This is a genomic window from Xanthomonas sp. NCPPB 2866 (assembly GCF_041475745.2).
Classification (GTDB): Bacteria; Pseudomonadota; Gammaproteobacteria; order Xanthomonadales; family Xanthomonadaceae; genus Xanthomonas; species Xanthomonas arboricola.
Genome location: NZ_CM192975.1, coordinates 2381646 through 2396495 on the forward strand (window position 1 = coordinate 2381646; position 14850 = coordinate 2396495).

11 protein-coding genes are annotated in these 14850 nt (G+C 65.1%); 6 read left to right on the forward strand and 5 right to left on the reverse strand.

What is annotated here, in order from left to right; all coding sequences use genetic code 11:
• Positions 1-36 precede the first annotated feature (36 nt).
• Positions 37-906 (reverse strand): NmrA family NAD(P)-binding protein, encoded by an 870-nt coding sequence (locus ACCQ04_RS10220; protein WP_226427846.1) that lies wholly within the window; start codon positions 904-906, stop codon positions 37-39.
• Between the two features lie 142 nt (positions 907-1048).
• On the opposite strand from ACCQ04_RS10220, the gene ACCQ04_RS10225 reads away from it, so the two are divergent.
• Positions 1049-1924, forward strand: coding sequence for a LysR family transcriptional regulator (locus ACCQ04_RS10225; RefSeq protein WP_372358763.1), 876 nt, complete (start codon positions 1049-1051; stop codon positions 1922-1924).
• 309 nt (positions 1925-2233) lie between these two features.
• Here ACCQ04_RS10225 and ACCQ04_RS10230 read toward each other — a convergent pair whose 3' ends face one another.
• Both ACCQ04_RS10230 and ACCQ04_RS10235 read right to left on the reverse strand, forming a co-directional pair.
• The gene (locus tag ACCQ04_RS10230) at positions 2234-3148 is read right to left on the reverse strand and encodes a universal stress protein (protein WP_166771315.1); all 915 of its coding nucleotides are present in this window, start codon (positions 3146-3148) and stop codon (positions 2234-2236) included.
• Positions 3149-3162: 14 nt separating this feature from the next.
• The gene (locus tag ACCQ04_RS10235; RefSeq protein ID WP_226427848.1) at positions 3163-4104 is read right to left on the reverse strand and encodes a bestrophin family protein; all 942 of its coding nucleotides are present in this window, start codon (positions 4102-4104) and stop codon (positions 3163-3165) included.
• A gap of 183 nt (positions 4105-4287) precedes the next feature.
• On the opposite strand from ACCQ04_RS10235, the gene ACCQ04_RS10240 reads away from it, so the two are divergent.
• From ACCQ04_RS10240 to ACCQ04_RS10260, 5 genes are all read left to right on the forward strand, one after another.
• The gene (locus ACCQ04_RS10240; RefSeq protein WP_184627787.1) at positions 4288-5727 is read left to right on the forward strand and encodes an ATP-binding protein; all 1440 of its coding nucleotides are present in this window, start codon (positions 4288-4290) and stop codon (positions 5725-5727) included.
• Positions 5720-6364, forward strand: a complete 645-nt coding sequence (locus tag ACCQ04_RS10245; RefSeq protein WP_065031359.1) for a LuxR C-terminal-related transcriptional regulator — start codon at positions 5720-5722, stop codon at positions 6362-6364. The genes ACCQ04_RS10240 and ACCQ04_RS10245 overlap by 8 nt, the downstream gene beginning before the upstream one ends.
• A gap of 281 nt (positions 6365-6645) precedes the next feature.
• Complete coding sequence (locus ACCQ04_RS10250) at positions 6646-8004, forward strand: alpha/beta hydrolase (RefSeq protein ID WP_226427872.1); 1359 nt, start codon at positions 6646-6648, stop codon at positions 8002-8004.
• Positions 8001-9530: a GMC family oxidoreductase gene (locus tag ACCQ04_RS10255; RefSeq protein WP_226427849.1), complete on the forward strand. Its 1530-nt coding sequence runs from the start codon at positions 8001-8003 to the stop codon at positions 9528-9530. The genes ACCQ04_RS10250 and ACCQ04_RS10255 overlap by 4 nt, the downstream gene beginning before the upstream one ends.
• Positions 9531-9573: 43 nt before the next feature.
• The gene (locus ACCQ04_RS10260) at positions 9574-10377 is read left to right on the forward strand and encodes an SDR family NAD(P)-dependent oxidoreductase (protein WP_226427850.1); all 804 of its coding nucleotides are present in this window, start codon (positions 9574-9576) and stop codon (positions 10375-10377) included.
• 346 nt (positions 10378-10723) lie between these two features.
• On the opposite strand, the gene ACCQ04_RS10265 is transcribed toward ACCQ04_RS10260, so the two are convergent.
• Positions 10724-12712, reverse strand: a complete 1989-nt coding sequence (locus ACCQ04_RS10265) for a preprotein translocase subunit SecA (protein ID WP_226427851.1) — start codon at positions 12710-12712, stop codon at positions 10724-10726.
• The gene (locus ACCQ04_RS10270; protein WP_372383685.1) at positions 12705-14849 is read right to left on the reverse strand and encodes a hypothetical protein; all 2145 of its coding nucleotides are present in this window, start codon (positions 14847-14849) and stop codon (positions 12705-12707) included. Before ACCQ04_RS10270 ends, ACCQ04_RS10265 begins: the two co-directional genes overlap by 8 nt.
• Position 14850: the final 1 nt, after the last annotated feature.

Below are 14850 nucleotides of genomic sequence, written 5' to 3' on the forward strand. Positions count from 1 at the left end.
GCCCCGTGATCGCCACGCTTGCCGCGCCACCTGCGCTCAGGCCCGGGCCGTCGCCTCGCGCACAAAGTCTTCGTAGGTGCGCAGCGGACGCCCCAGCATGGTCTGCAGTTTTTCTACCGCGCCGTCGGCCGCCCGCATGCCGTGGGTCTGGATGCCGGCCATCATCAGGCGCATGTCATAGGCCAGCCAGGAGGGGCCGTAGGCGGCCATCTGTGTTTCGAAGGCAGCCACGCCGTCGCCCGCGTAGGCGATCTCGCGCCCAAGCGCCGCACTCCAGACCTTCGCGGCGGAAGGGCCCGTCACTGCATGTGGGCCGACCAGTTCGAGCGTGACACGCTCAAGTGCGGCGGGTGCGCGGTCGCGGCGCAGCAACTCGGCAACCGCGATGTCTGCAATGTCGCGCGCATCGATCATGGCCACACCTGCCGAGCCGATCGGCATCGGGTAGACGGCGTACTGTTGAATCGTCTGCTGGATCATCGCTTCGTTCTGCATGAAATACGCCGGGCGCAGAATCGTGGCAGCAATATCGAGGCTTTCGATCATGCGCTCGACCGTGTGCTTGCCGGTGAAGTGCGGCACGTTGGTGTACCTGTCGGCATGGATCACCGACAGGTAGACGATGCGCTCGATCCCTGCTTCCTTGGCAAGATTCAAGGCGATCAGCGCCTGCGTCACTTCGTCGGGAGTGACCGCATTCAACAGGAACAATGTGCGCACCGACGACAACGCGCCGCGCATCGACGCGACGTCGGTGAGGTCTGCGACCACTTCGGTGACACCGGTCGGGAAAGTGCGCTTGCCGGGTTGGCGAACCAGTGCCTTGACCTTGGCGCCTGCGTCGGCCAGGCCCTGGGTGATCAGAGAACCGATGGTGCCGGTGGCACCGGTAACGAGAATGCTCATGTGAATCTCCTGCTATGGATGAAAGAGGCGTCAGTGCGACATGTCCGCTGCGCTTGGCATTGCGGTGACGAGACGATAGGCCGTTGCACCCACAATACGAAGACGCCAAGATGTATACGCCTGGTTTCAAATGTGGAACACCATGGATCTCAATGCATTGATCGATTTCGCGCTGGTCGCGGCGAACCAGGGCCTGGGAAAGGCGAGCCGTGCCAGCGGCAGATCTAAGGCGACCCTGTCGCGTCGCATCGCCGAGCTGGAGGAGCAGTTGGGAGTGCGACTGGTCGAGCGCAGCGCACGTGGCCTCAGGCTCACCGAGGCCGGGCAGCTGCTGATGGAGCGCACCGAAGTGCCGTTGAGCGAGGTGGCCGAGGCCATGGCAGCCGCACGCGAGGGGCTCTCGAGCCCGCGTGGGCGCTTGCGGGTGGCATCGCCGGTGCTGTTCTCGCAACTGGCGATGGGGCGCATCGGCGCAGAGTTCTGCGCGGCCTATCCGGAGATCACGCTGGAGGTGGTGGCCGAGGACCGCACGGTCGATCTGGTGGAAGAGCAGTTCGATGTGGCGATCCGCATCAACCCCAGCCCGGACAGCAGCCTGGTCGGGCGCTGCTTCGCCAGGGATCGGCTGGTGGTCGTTGCCGCCCCCGGCATCGCCATGCCGACCGGCGGCGCGGTCACATCCATGCCCGCTGTGGTGATGTCGAGCTTCCAGCCGACCACATGGACGCTCGATGACGGGCGTCTGGTCCTGGAACCCATTCCACGACTGCGGTTTTCCTCGTTCCTGATGGTCCGCGACGCGGCGATGGCAGGCGGTGGCATCGCGCTCATTCCGCAGTCGATCGCCTGGAACCAGCTCGCGCGTGGCGAACTGGTGCAGTGGGGCACCATCGCTGGCGCGGAGCCGGCGCTGTGGGTGTTGCACACGTCCAGGCGCCTGGCTGCCCCGAAGGTGCGCGCCTTCGTGGACTTCATGTGCGAGAGGTATCCGGACGCCTCGCTTGTGCTCAAGGGGTAGGGCGCTGCATCCAGCTTGCGCGCGCTAGCCTGCGCGCCGGCCAGCGTGGACGCGTTATCGCCTGGAAAGATCCACCACCGAGGTGCAGACAACGCTGCGAAGGCGCTGGATCGATCAACCGATCAACACATGGATGGCAGGCGCGGTTGCGCGTGCTCGAATATGCTCGTTCGGGGACGCGCGGCCTCGTCATGACGTCGGTAGAACCGCCTTGCGCTCAGGGATGCATGCCGCGATGAGGCAAGCCCTCCCTTGCACAGCTGACTACTGCAGATGCCCAGCTAGCCGCTCGCCGAGCACTCGGTTGCCTCACACGCGCAATAACCGCCTGGCCAGGCTGCGGCCGGGCGCGGCATCGGCGTGGTCGCTACCAGCGCCCAGGATCGGGCGGCGTAGATGGGGTGGCGGCAGGCAGATCAGCACGCATGGCGTCTTTGCCAGTGCCGACTGCAGCGAGGAGCGCCAGACGCCACGGCGGACGACGGCGTCGTGTTCGACCACCAGCACATCGGCGCAGGCGCGTTTGAGCAGGCCGGCGATCTCGCGTCGCGGATTGCCGACGGCCACGTGGATGCGCACGCGCAGGTCCTCGTCGGGCAGTTGCTGGACCAGGTCGCCGAGCCAGCTGGCAGCCGCGTCTTCGCTCAGCGGCTTGTCGTTGAACAGGCTGTCCACCAGCAGGCCTTCGCTGACTTCCGGCACGACGTGCAGCAGATGCAGGTCGGCGCCGCGGCGACGCGCCAGGGCCGCGGCATCGCGCAACGATTCCAGGCTGGTTTCGCGGCCGGTGATCCAGCAGGCGACGTGGCCGCCGACAGCGCCATCGCGCGGGATCGCGTCGGCATAGGGCAGGGTGAGCATGGGCGTGGCCACGCGTTGCAGCACCCGCGCGCGCAACGACACATGCAGCGGGCGCGGCAGGCCGGTGCGCTCGGACGGCGGCATGATCAGCAGCGCGTCGTCGCGGCTGCGGCAGAACGAGACGATGCCGGCGGCGGCCGGGCCGCCGGCAAGTGCACGCTCGCAGCCCGGGTAATTGGAAGCCTCGGCAAAGAACGCATCCAGCGACTGCTGGGCCTGCGCACGCTTGCCCTTGGCATGCACGTGCAGGATCGTCAGGCGCGCGCGCAGGCGGTCCACCAGTTGCGCCACGGTCGGGATGGCGGCATGGCAGGTCTCGGAAAAATTGGTGGCAAAGATCAGGTGGGTGGGGGTGGTCTGCATGGCTGGCTCCGTGGTCAGTAGATGAAACCGTCGATGGCGCGCACTTCGCGCAGCGGTACGCGCTGGCCCAGCATTTCGCGCAGGGTGAGTTCGATGCCGCGCGACAGCGCGGTCATCGGGGTGTCGTGCACGGTGTTCTCGAACGGGTCTTCGATGGCGCTGCTGGCGCTGTCGATGGCGATCAGGGTGAAGCTGATCAGCACCGAGGCGATCGGCATGGCCAGGCCCATGCCGGCGATCAGGCCCAGCGGCACTAGCCAGCAATACATGTTCACCAGCGTGCGCGGCAGCGAGGAGAACTGCCGCGGCAGCGGGGTGTTCTTGATGCGCTCGCAGGCGCCCTGAATATTGGCCAGCGTGGTGAGGTTGGCGTCCAGCGACGACCAGCGCAGGCTGTCGAGCATGCCCCAGTCGCGCGCTTGCTGCAGTTGCTGGCCCAGCCGCAGGGTCAGCGCGTTGGGGATGTTGGCGTAGCCGCGCAGGTCGTCGGCGCGTGCCTGGCCGAGCAGCCCGGCCAACTCGGGAAACGGGTTCTGCCGGCGCAGGTGACAGCGCAAGGCGTGCACGAAGGCGACCTGGTGCACCACGATATCGTCGCGCAGTGCGGCCTGGCGCGGGTCGGCCGGGTCCACATCCAGCGCGGTCAGGGCCTGGCGTGCGATGGCGCGCGAGGTGTTCACCAGCGCGCCCCAGAGTTGGCGCGCTTCCCACCAGCGGCCATAGGCCGCATTGGCGCGGAACGCCAGGAAGATGGTGAGCGCCGAGCCGAGCTGGGCCAGCGGCAAGGCTTCGATCGACAGCCACTGCCAGCCGAAGAAGGTGTAGAGCACGGCCACGGCGCAGTCGAACGCCAGCAACACCAGCAGGCGCTTGTAGGTCTTGGGCCAGATGCGTCGCAACGGGAACGTATCGCGGGTGATCATGGGAGAGGCAACGTCGACGTGGGGTGGATGCATTACACCCAGCCTCCACGGTCGTGTCTGCCATCCTTGCGCCAGCGTTGGACAGTGCGCGCACCGTCCGAACGATGCGGCCGGCCTATCTTTCGATAGGTGAAATCCGCAGCCCTGGCCACGATGCTGTGGCATCAACCATCGCAACAGAGGAGCGGCATTGCAGCGCAGGTGCATGGGTAGGCAATGGACAGACTGAGACTGCCATTCAAGTGGCGCGGACAGGTGGTCAAGCTCAATCGCGGCCCGACGCTATGGGCGTCGCTGGCGATGCTGGCCTCGCTGGTGTGGGCGGAGTGGTACTCGCACCTGGGCGTATCGCTGGGGCTGCTGTACATCCTGCCGGTGGTGCTGGCGGCCACGGTGCTATCGCGGCGCGACATCGTCATCGCGGCGATTGCCTGTGCGGTGCTGCGCGGCCTGTTCGTCACCGACGAAACCCCGGTCGAACAGGCACTGCGCTTTTTCATGGCGACGGTTGCCTATGCCGGCTGCGGGCTGCTCGTGGCTGAAATCAGCCGCACCCGCCGGGTGATCCTGGCCCATTACGTGCAGCTGCGTGCCGAACAGCGGCTGCGCCGGCGGCTGGAGCGGCAATTGCGGCTGCTTGCCGAGAGCAGCCCGGCGGCATTGCTGACCGTGGCCGGCGACGGCCGCATCGTGGCGGCCAACCGCGCCGCGCACGAGATCCTGGACATGGCCGAGGAGGGCGGGCTGGAAGGCCGCGCGGTGCGCGAGTTCCTGCCGCTGCTGGACGATGCGCTGAGCATGAGCGCCAACCTGGATGGCATGCGCACCTCCGCCAGCACCTGGGGTTGCCGCAGCGACGGCACCCGCTTTCCGGCCACCACCTGGTTCTCGGTCTACGAAGACAGCGCCGAGCGTCACCTGGCCGCGATCCTGGTCGACACCAGCGAGGAAGTACGCGCACGCGAATCGGCGCACTTCGACGATGTGCTGAAAAACAATCGCCTGCTGGCCGGCGCGGTGTCGCACGAGATCCGCAACCTGTGTTCGGCGGCGGGCGTGGTCACCTCCAACCTGGCGCGGCATCCGGCCATTGGCGCAGATCCGGATCTGGCCGCGTTGCGTAGCTTGGTGGCGGCATTGATGGAGCTGGCGTCCTTCAACCTGCGTCGGCAGCTGCCCGACGACGCGCATGAAACGCGGCTGCAGACGCTGTGCAGCGAGCTGGATGTGATCATCCGTTCGGACTGGGAGGACGTCGATGGCCAGTTGGTGATCCAGATCGCGGCCGACTTCCCCTCGGTGCACGGCGACCGCCATGCATTGCTGCAGGTGCTGCTCAATCTGGCGCGCAATTCGCTGCGCGCGGTGCAGGCGCTGCCACCGCAACGCCGCCAGTTGATCGTCAGTGCGCGCCTGGAGCAGGAGCGCGCGGTGCTGAGCGTGCGCGACACCGGGCCCGGCATCGCCGAGCCGGGCCGCCTGTTCCAGCCGTTCCGCAGCGACAGCGATGGCTCCGGGCTGGGGCTGTACATCTCGCGTGCGCTGATGGCCAACCAGGGCGGTCTGCTGCGTTACGCGCCCGGCGGCGAAGGCGCCTGTTTCGAGCTGCATCTGCCGCTGGCGCACGCAGCATATGCGGAGGCGCCGGATGGATGAGTCGCGGCGCGCACCGGTGCGCCTCTATCTGCTGGACGACCACACGCTGTTCCGCGAGGGCCTGCTGCGCCTGCTCGGTGCCGATGCCCGTTTCGAGGTGGTCGGGCAGTCCGGCGCATTGGCGCAGGCCATCGTACAGATCGCCTCGCTGATGCCGGACGTGGTCATCCTCGACTACGACATGGGCGAGTACAACGCGCTGGACTACATGCGGCGCCAGGCCGAGCAGGCGCGCCGTCCGGCCACGCTGGTCGTCACCGCCGGCCTGCCCGAGCGCGACGCACTGGCCTTGATCCGGCTCGGCGTGTCCGGTATCTGCCGCAAGGATGTCTCCACCGATGAACTGATCGACAGCATCCATGCGGTGGCGATGGGCCGGGTGCTGATCGACCAGCGTTATCTGCAATCGCTGGTCGCCCAGGGCACCCAGGAAAGCCGGCCCAGTTTTACCGACCGTGAGCGCGAAGTGCTGCGTGGCCTGCTGCGCGGGCAGTCCAACAAGTTGATCGCACGCCAGCTCGGCAGTTCGGAAAGCGCGATCAAGGCCACCTTCCAGCAGCTGTTCAACAAGCTCGACGTGCGCTCGCGCAGCCAGTTGGTGATGGTGATCCTGCAGGATTATCGTGATCTGGTGTGAGGTGTCGTGGTCCATTGAAGCCATCGGGCGAGCGATGCAGGTGCACACGCTTATCCGCTGAACCCGATGCAGTTGCAACGGCACGCTGACAGATAGGGCGTGCGACAAGGCCGCATGTGTGACGCTGATCTGCCGCCTTGCAGGCATGCCGATCGGGATGCGATGGGTGGTGTTCCCGGACAAGCGACGAGCCTCGCGTCATCACACGATGTCGGACTCATCTGCACGAGGCATGGACAAAGCGCCGGTCATCATGCGCGCCTGATGGAGAGAGGTGTTACATGGCGAAGCCGACGCTGTTCTTCCTGCACGCCCTTGGGTCCAGCAGTAACGAGTGGTCTGGGGTGATCCAGCGACTGGAGGCGCGCTTCGATTGTGTGGCGCTCGATATTCCAGGCTTTGGAGACGCGCAGCCGCTGCAGCATGTCGACACCGCCGCACTGGTTGCCTGGTTTGTCGAAGAGGTGATTCGGCGGCAACCGACCTGCTGGTTTGTGGTCGGACACAGCATGGGCGGAAAGATCGCCACCCTGGCAGCGGCGCAGGCACGCGAGGGCGTGGCCGGGCTTGCCGGCCTGGCCGGCGTGATCCTGGTCGCGGCGTCACCGCCAGCGCCGGAGCCGATGGAGGAGTCACGCCGACAGACCATGCTGGCTTGGTTCGAAAAAGGCCATCCCACCCGGCAAGAGGCCGAGCAGTTCATCGACGACAACTGTGCGGCGAGGTTGCCTGCGCCTGTGAGGGACGCGGCCGTAAACGATGTGCTGCGAACCAGTGCAAAAGCGTGGATCGCCTGGCTCTCACACGCCAGTCGTGAGGACTGCAGTGCGCAGGCCGGCTGCATGCACGTGCCGGCGTTGATCCTCGCCGGCAGCGAGGATGGCGACCTCGGCGACGCCGCGCAAAGCACGTTGAACGCGCCGCATTATCACGCTGCGCAGCTCGCCGTCGTGGCCGACGCCGCGCACCTGATCCCCTACGAACAACCGCAACACCTGGCGCAGCTGATCGCAGCGCATGTGGAGCGCAGCATGGACACGTGCCTGCCCGATGACTTCGTCAGGCTGCTCAATGCAGACCGGGTTGCCCCGCGCATGCGCAAGCTGCTGCTCAGCCGGCATGCCGGCCCACCCGCAGATGCGCAAGGCGTGCTGAGCCAGCATCAACTGGAGATACTCGTCGCAGTCGTTGCGCGCGTATTGGATGGGGAAAGCGATGCACACGCGATTGCACGGCGGATCGACGTCCAGCTTGCCGAAGGCGCAGGAGATGGTTGGCGCCATGCCGCGTTGCCACCCGATCGGCTGGCGATGCCGCTGGGGCTCGACACGCTCGACGCGCTGAGCAATGGCTTCGCTGGCCTGCCTGCGGAAACCCAGGACCATTGGCTGCGCGAGGTGTCGCGCGCGACGGCTGGCGATTCCTCGGCACATGGGCTGGATGCAGCGCAGCTGGCGCACTGGTTCGAGGATGTGCGCGCCGAAGCCGTGCGGACCTGGGTCGGCCTTCCCGCCACGATGGCCGCATTGGGATACGACGGCTTTGCAGTTGGCGGTGTCGGTATCGACAGCCTGGGCTATCAGCACACTGCAGCCGACCGGCAGGAAGCCTGGCAGCTTCCCGCCGAAGGCCTGCGATGAGCCGGGGCATCAACGACGCTGCGGTCGATGTGGTGGTGGTAGGCAGCGGAGCAGGCGGCGGCCCGCTGGCCGCACGGCTTGCACAGGCAGGTCTGTCGGTGGTGGTGCTGGAGGCGGGTGCGGCCTTCAGCCCTGCCTCCCATCTGCCCGATGAGCTGACCACCGGCATCTACTGGATGGAGGAGCGCCTGAGCGGCGGGCAGACGCCCACCGCATTCGGCGCTAACAATTCCGGTTCTGGCCTGGGTGGTTCGACCCTGCACTGGGGCGCCTTCTGCCCGCGTCCGGACAAGCGCGATCTGAGCCTGTCGACGCACACCGGGCAGCGCAGCATGGGCTGGCCGATCGCGCATGAAGAGCTGCTGTCCTATATCCGCCGCGTCGAGGAGTTCATCGGCGTCTCCGGGCCGGCGCACTATCCGTGGGATCCCGAGCGCAACTACGCCTATGCGCCGCCGCAGCGCAATGCGTCGGCCAACGCAATGGAGCGCGGTTGCCGCACGCTCGGCATCACCGCCACCGATGCCCCTGCCGCGTTGGTGACCAGAGCGCATGCGCAGCCGCACTACGGCATGCGCGCGGCCTGCAACAACTGCGGCGCCTGTCATCAAGGTTGCAGCAATGGCGCCAAGGTGAGCGTCGATACCACCTGGCTACCGCTGGCGCGCGCGTACGGTGCCCAGTTGCGAACCGGCTGCCGGGTCACCGATGTCGAGCGCGATGCGCGTGGCATGGTCAGCGCGGTGGTCTATCAACAGGACGGACGCGAACTGCGCCAGCGTTGCACAAGCCTGTTCCTGTGCGCAGGCGGCGTGGAAACACCGCGCTTGCTGCTCAACCTGGGGTTGGCCAACTCCAGCGGTCAGGTCGGGCGCAATTTCATGGCGCATGTGGCCACCCAGGTGTGGGGGGAGTTCGATGCGGACATGCGCATGAACCGCGGCTACCCCTCGTCGCTGATCACCGAGGACATGCTGCGCCCGACCAATCCCGATTTCATCGGCGGCTATCTGGTGCAGAGCCTGGGCGTGCAGCCGATCACCCTGGCCAACACCCTGGCACGTGGCGCAGGCCTGTGGGGGAGGGAGCTCGTCTCGACCATGGCGCGTTACAACCGCCTGGCCGGCATCGGCATCAATGGCGAATGCCTGCCGCAAGACGCCAACCGGCTGACTCTGTCCGATGAGCTCGATGCCTTCGGCCAGCGCAAGGCGCGTATCGACTTCAGTTACGGGCCCAACGAACGCGCGATCGATGCCCACGCCCGCACATCGCTGCACGCAATCTGGGAGGCGGCAGGTGCACAACGCATCTTCGCCGCCGCCCGCTCCGCACACACATTGGGTACCTGCCGCATGGGCACCGATCCGGAGCAGGCCGTGGTCGACCCGGACGGCCGCGCATTCGATATCGCCAACCTCTACATCTGCGACAACTCGATTTTTCCAAGTGCGCTGGCAGCCAATCCCGCGCTGACGCAGATGGCACTTGGCCTGCGCACGGCGGAGCGTTTTCTTGCCCGCTAGTTGCGTGCATACCACCACCTCTCTCTACCACCAGGAGTTCAGCATGGATCTCGGAATCAACAATCGGATCGCCCTCATCAGTGGCGGCGACTCGGGAATGGGCAAGGAGACTGCGCGGCAGCTGCTCGAAGCCGGCGTGCGCGTGGCGATCACCGATCTTCCGGACGGTACGCTCGACCAGGCAGTGGCCGAGCTGTCGGGCCTGGGGCAGATCATCGCCATCGAGGGCGACGTCACCCGCGAGCAGGACGTCGCCGCCATCTGGACACAGGTGCGCGAACAACTGGGCGACCCCGACATCTACATCAACGCAGCGGGCGTCACCGGCGCAACCGGCGACTTCCTGGAGATCAGCGACGCCGGCTGGCTCGAAACGCTGGACATCAACTTGATGGGCGCAGTGCGCATGTGCCGCCAGGCCATCCCCGCGATGCGCCGCAATCAATGGGGCCGGATCGTGCTGTTCGCCTCCGAGGATGCCGTGCAGCCTTACGTGGACGAGCTGCCCTACTGCGCATCGAAGGCAGGAATCCTCAGCCTGGCCAAGGGCCTGTCCAAGGCCTACGGGCCGGACAACGTGCTGGTCAATACGGTGTCGCCCGCCTTCATCGCAACCCCGATGACCGACAAGATGATGCAAAAGCGCGCCAGCGAAAACGGAACCACGTTCGAGCAGGCGATCGAATCGTTCCTGGACGAAGAGCGTCCCGGCATGGTGCTCAAGCGACGTGGCCGCCCGGAAGAAGTGGCCTCGGCGGTTGCCTTCCTGTGCTCAGAGCGCGCCAGCTTCATCAACGGCGCCGGGATCCGGGTGGATTCGGGGTCTGTCTTTACCATCGCGGGTTGAGGCGTCTGCTGGTTGCATTGATGCAGAACTCGTCAATGCATCAGCGAAAGAGCCTGCTTGATCGCGGGGCGCATTCTGCGATCAAGTCATTTGACATAGCTTTTAGGGAGGTCTGAACCACGACGTCTGAGAACGCCGGATGCGGCATTGTTGTGGTGAATCGCGTCCGTATCTTTGGATTTTGCGCGATTTCTAGCGTTTTCGCGAGAAAACCACTTGTACAGGTGCACACATCCCAAGGCAGCCAGTCACTAATTTCGTCTCAGCCACAGTTTCGATAGCGCAAATAGAGGTACTGCCTGCGCGTTGTTCTGGGACGGGCTGCGATAGGGGACCTTAAGGGAAATTAGCGCCGACTCTTGCCCACAAAGGCCAGCGATTTGACCCACTCTGCATCGCGCTTCTGCGTCATAACGCGCTGCTGGCGATAATGTCGTTCGGCGCGGTCCTGTAACCAGGTGACGTAGCGGCGCACGACGTGTTCGTTCGCCAGCCGGGCAGGTACCAGGCGGCCAAGCAGGAGTTGATGCGCGGCAGGGGCAAAGCGTTGGAACAGATCGTCTTCCACGCTGACGATGGCCTCGGTGCTTCCGGGATCTCCCTGGCGCGCGCAACGCCCGAACAACTGTCGATCCACCCGCGCAGATTCGTGGAATTCGGTAAGGATGACATGAAGTCCACCGGCGGCCTCGGCTTCCTTGCTCAGCTTGATGTCCGTACCGCGGCCGGCCATGTTGGTGGCCACTGTGATTCGCCCGGCCGCACCAGCCGCAGCGACCGCATCTGCCTCGCCTTTGTCCTGTCTGGCGTTCAAGACAGCATGGGCGATGCCCTGGGCATCGAAGACAGCAGACAGCTTTTCAGATGCTTCCACCGAGCGCGTGCCAACAAGAACAGCGCGTCCCAACGAGGCCATTTCAACGGCTCGCGATGCAACTGCCTGCCAGCGTTCTTCCGAACGGCGGCAAAGCGTATCGGCAAGCCGGCGACGCCGGGTTGGTTTGTGCGTAGGAATGCGCGTTATCGAAAGGTCGTAGCTTCCTTTGACTTCGCTGGCGACCTCCTGCGCGGTGCCGGTCATGCCGCACAGCATGAGATAGCGACCGAAAAAGCGCTGATAGGTGATCTGCGCAAGTGTGCGCCGTTGGCCGGTGATCTCGCAGTTCTCCTTGCATTCGATCATCTGATGCAATCCACGTTCCCATGTTCGGTCGGCCATCACCCGGCCGGTGGATTCATCCACAATCTGCACCTTTCCCTCGGCCAGGATGTAATGCTGGTCACGCTGAAAACCATGAATCGCCGAGAGCGCCTTTTGGATGAACTCTTCCCGCCACATCGGCGAACGCCACAGTCCGTCCCATTCAGATGCGAGTTCCCTTGCATATGTTTTCCCGGCCGGGGTGAGCCAGAAATCGCGATGTTGCGAGCGACGGTAATGGACGTTCTCTTCCAGCGAACGTGCCAGTTCGATGGCGCGGCTATACACGGTCGGATCGAGATCGTCGGGTAGGGTCTCGGAGATGATCAGCGGTGTGCTAGCCTCGTCAATCAGGACGCTGTCCGCCTCGTCGATGATGGCAATATGCAGTCCGCGCAGAATCGGCGCTTCCGCCACGCGGCCACCCGCGAACTCGCGCAGGCATTGCTGGGTGCGCGAGGCATCCCCGAGTGCGATCATGTCCTTGAGGTAATCGAATGTCAGCTCTTTATTCGATACATAAGTGATGTTGCAAGAGTATGCGGTGCGTCGATCAGGAATCGACATGTCCTGTAGTACCACGCCGACCGACAGGCCAAGAAAATCGAACAATGGCGTGTTGTGCTCGGCATCGCGCTCGGCGAGATAGTCGTTGACAGTCACCACATGCGTCGCGGCCCCGGTGACAGCGGCAGAGCATGCCGCCAGGGTCGCCGCCAGCGTCTTGCCTTCGCCCGTGGACATTTCTGCCAGACGACCTTGTAGCAGGGCACGTCCCGCCATCAACTGCACATCGTGGTGACGCATGCCAAGGGTGCGTCGCGAGGCCTCGCGGATTAGCGCAAAGGAGACCGCCAGCCGCTCGTCGGAAAAGCCCTCGTGCCGCATGCGGTGCGCCTCGGTGGCCAGTCGCGCTCTCAATGCGTCGTCGTCGAGAGCCTTGGCGGCACCCTCGTTTGCGTTGGTCGCATCGACGAAACGGCGTGTGGCACGCTGGTGGAAACGGGGCACACGCGCCAGCCAGGTACGCAAACGCTCCTCCCAGACCGAGCGCTTGGCATCGACGCGCTCCAGATACGGGCCATCGCCAAGCTCAATATGGCGCGCGGCGAGCAAGGCGCGTACATCAGACATCGAAATGACTCAGGAAGACCTGCCTGAGCCGCCGGAATCCCTGCATGGCAAGTGGCTCGCTCCCGTGCTCGAAACGGACCTGCGCACGTTCGCCGAAACGTGGTCTGGCGTCGGGGGGCAAGGCAAGATCAACGATGAAGACGCGCTGGATCGTCTTGACGCCGTTCGTGTCGTTGGGATTGGTCGCAATGATGCCGCCTGCAGTGAGGCCGAGGGCTGCAGTGGGCAACTCGTCGACAGCGCTGGGAAAGGCACGGATCACCTTGGTCGTCCATGCATCGCCGAGCGAGCCGGCCAGATGCAATCGTGCGCCGGAGAGACGGCCGCTCACCAGGTCGATGTCGTCCTGCTGGACGACAGCACGGACGATCATCTCGCGCTCCTGCAGCACGTAACCGAGTAGCTCACCCTGCTTGTAGTAATGGCCCGGCATGTCCTGCGCAGTGGCGACGACCAGTGCGCCATCGTCTCCGGCGCGGCCTGTCAGCCTGGCAAGCCGTAGTTCGGCACGTTCCAGGCTTTCCTGAGCTTCGGCCAGTTGGCGGCCGGAAATGGCGGCCTTGGTCGGATCCGAATAGTGTTCGGCGTCGTAGCGTGCCTGAGCCTGATCCACCTTCGCACGCGCAACGGCCGCCTCGGCACGCAGTTGCGGATTCTCCAGGCGATACAGGGGCTGCCCGCGGCGGACGTTCGTGCCCGGAGTGACCAGCCAACGGACGAAGAAGCCATTGCCGCCCGCATGCAACATTGCCCGATCGGGGAGCCAGACAACGCCAAGCGAACGGCTGTGCATCGGCACTGGAACGAGGACAAGCAGCAGCACCAGGCCGCCGACAAAACACGCAGTGCGGCGCATTGCCTGTTGCCGCACGCGTTGCAGCGAGCCGGATGAAGACAGGTGCTTCCAGCCCTTGCGCAAGGGCGCTCCGAACAGACCCCAGGCGCTCCAAAGCGCCATGAGCACGCCGACGAAAAAATACTTGTTGGCAACCGCGAGAATCACCGAGACGGTGACAAACGTGCGATAGCAGAACGCCAGCGGCGTGTATGCGACCAGCCATTGTTGTTCGGAGGGCGTCTCGTCAGGACGCATTGCGTCGGTCGAGCCAAAGCCATAGCGGTCAATCAGGTAGGTCCACCATGCCTGCCCACGCTGGGCCAGGTTGGGTATCTCGATCAGGTCGGAGAGGATGTAGTACCCGTCGTAGCGCAGCAGCGGGTTGCCGTTGACCACCAAGGTGGAAACGCCACAGATCACCATTACGTTGAAGGCCACGCCACGCAGGATGCCGGGTTCGGCAGCCAGCCATATGTGCAGCGCCAGCGCCGCAAGGAATAGTTCCACCAGCATGCCGGCGGCCGCAACCGTTGCACGCCGGTACTTCGAGGCGAAGGCCGACGAGGAGGACGCTTCGACATAGGGGACGGGCGCGAAGATCAGGAACATCAGCCCCAGTTCGCGTACGGCTCCGCCCCAGCGCTTGGTTGCGAAGCCGTGCCCGAGCTCGTGTAGCAGTTTCACTACCGGGTAGACGGCCGCCATGACCACCAGGTTGCTGCCGGAGAGCACGCGATCCGACAGGTTTTCGGTGAGGTCGTACCAGTGCTGGGCGGCGAGGAATAGCGCAGGCAGTACCACGAGCGCCCACAGCGCAGCGCCCCACGCACCGAAGCACCAGCCCACATAGGGCTCGAAGCGGGTGAGGAAACGATCGGGATTGATGAGTGGAATTTTCAGGCTCATCGGATTCATGAGCCACTGCTTGATCTTTTCTGTGCGCTTGTTGCGGTGGCGGTCGAGTAGGGCGGCCGAGTCGGGCATTGCATCGGCCTGCAGCAGGTCTGCGGCATGCAGGCGGGTCAGCAGGTCGACCACTTCCGGCTGGGTGCAGGCATCGCGCACCTCGGAGGCGTTGGCGCGCTCCCACAGTGCCTGTACCGTCGTGCGTCCGTCCATCCCTGCAAGCAGCGCGTAAGCCGCGCCGGTCAGCCGGTACACCTTGCCTCCGGCCTGGTCCTGCACCACGTACCAGGGACGGCCACGGAAGATCATGCGCTGCACGGTCGCGTAAGGCATCAGGCGCGGCGTCAATTCCGCAACGCTGTGCCAGCTCGGGCTGAAAGGACTGCGCGCCACC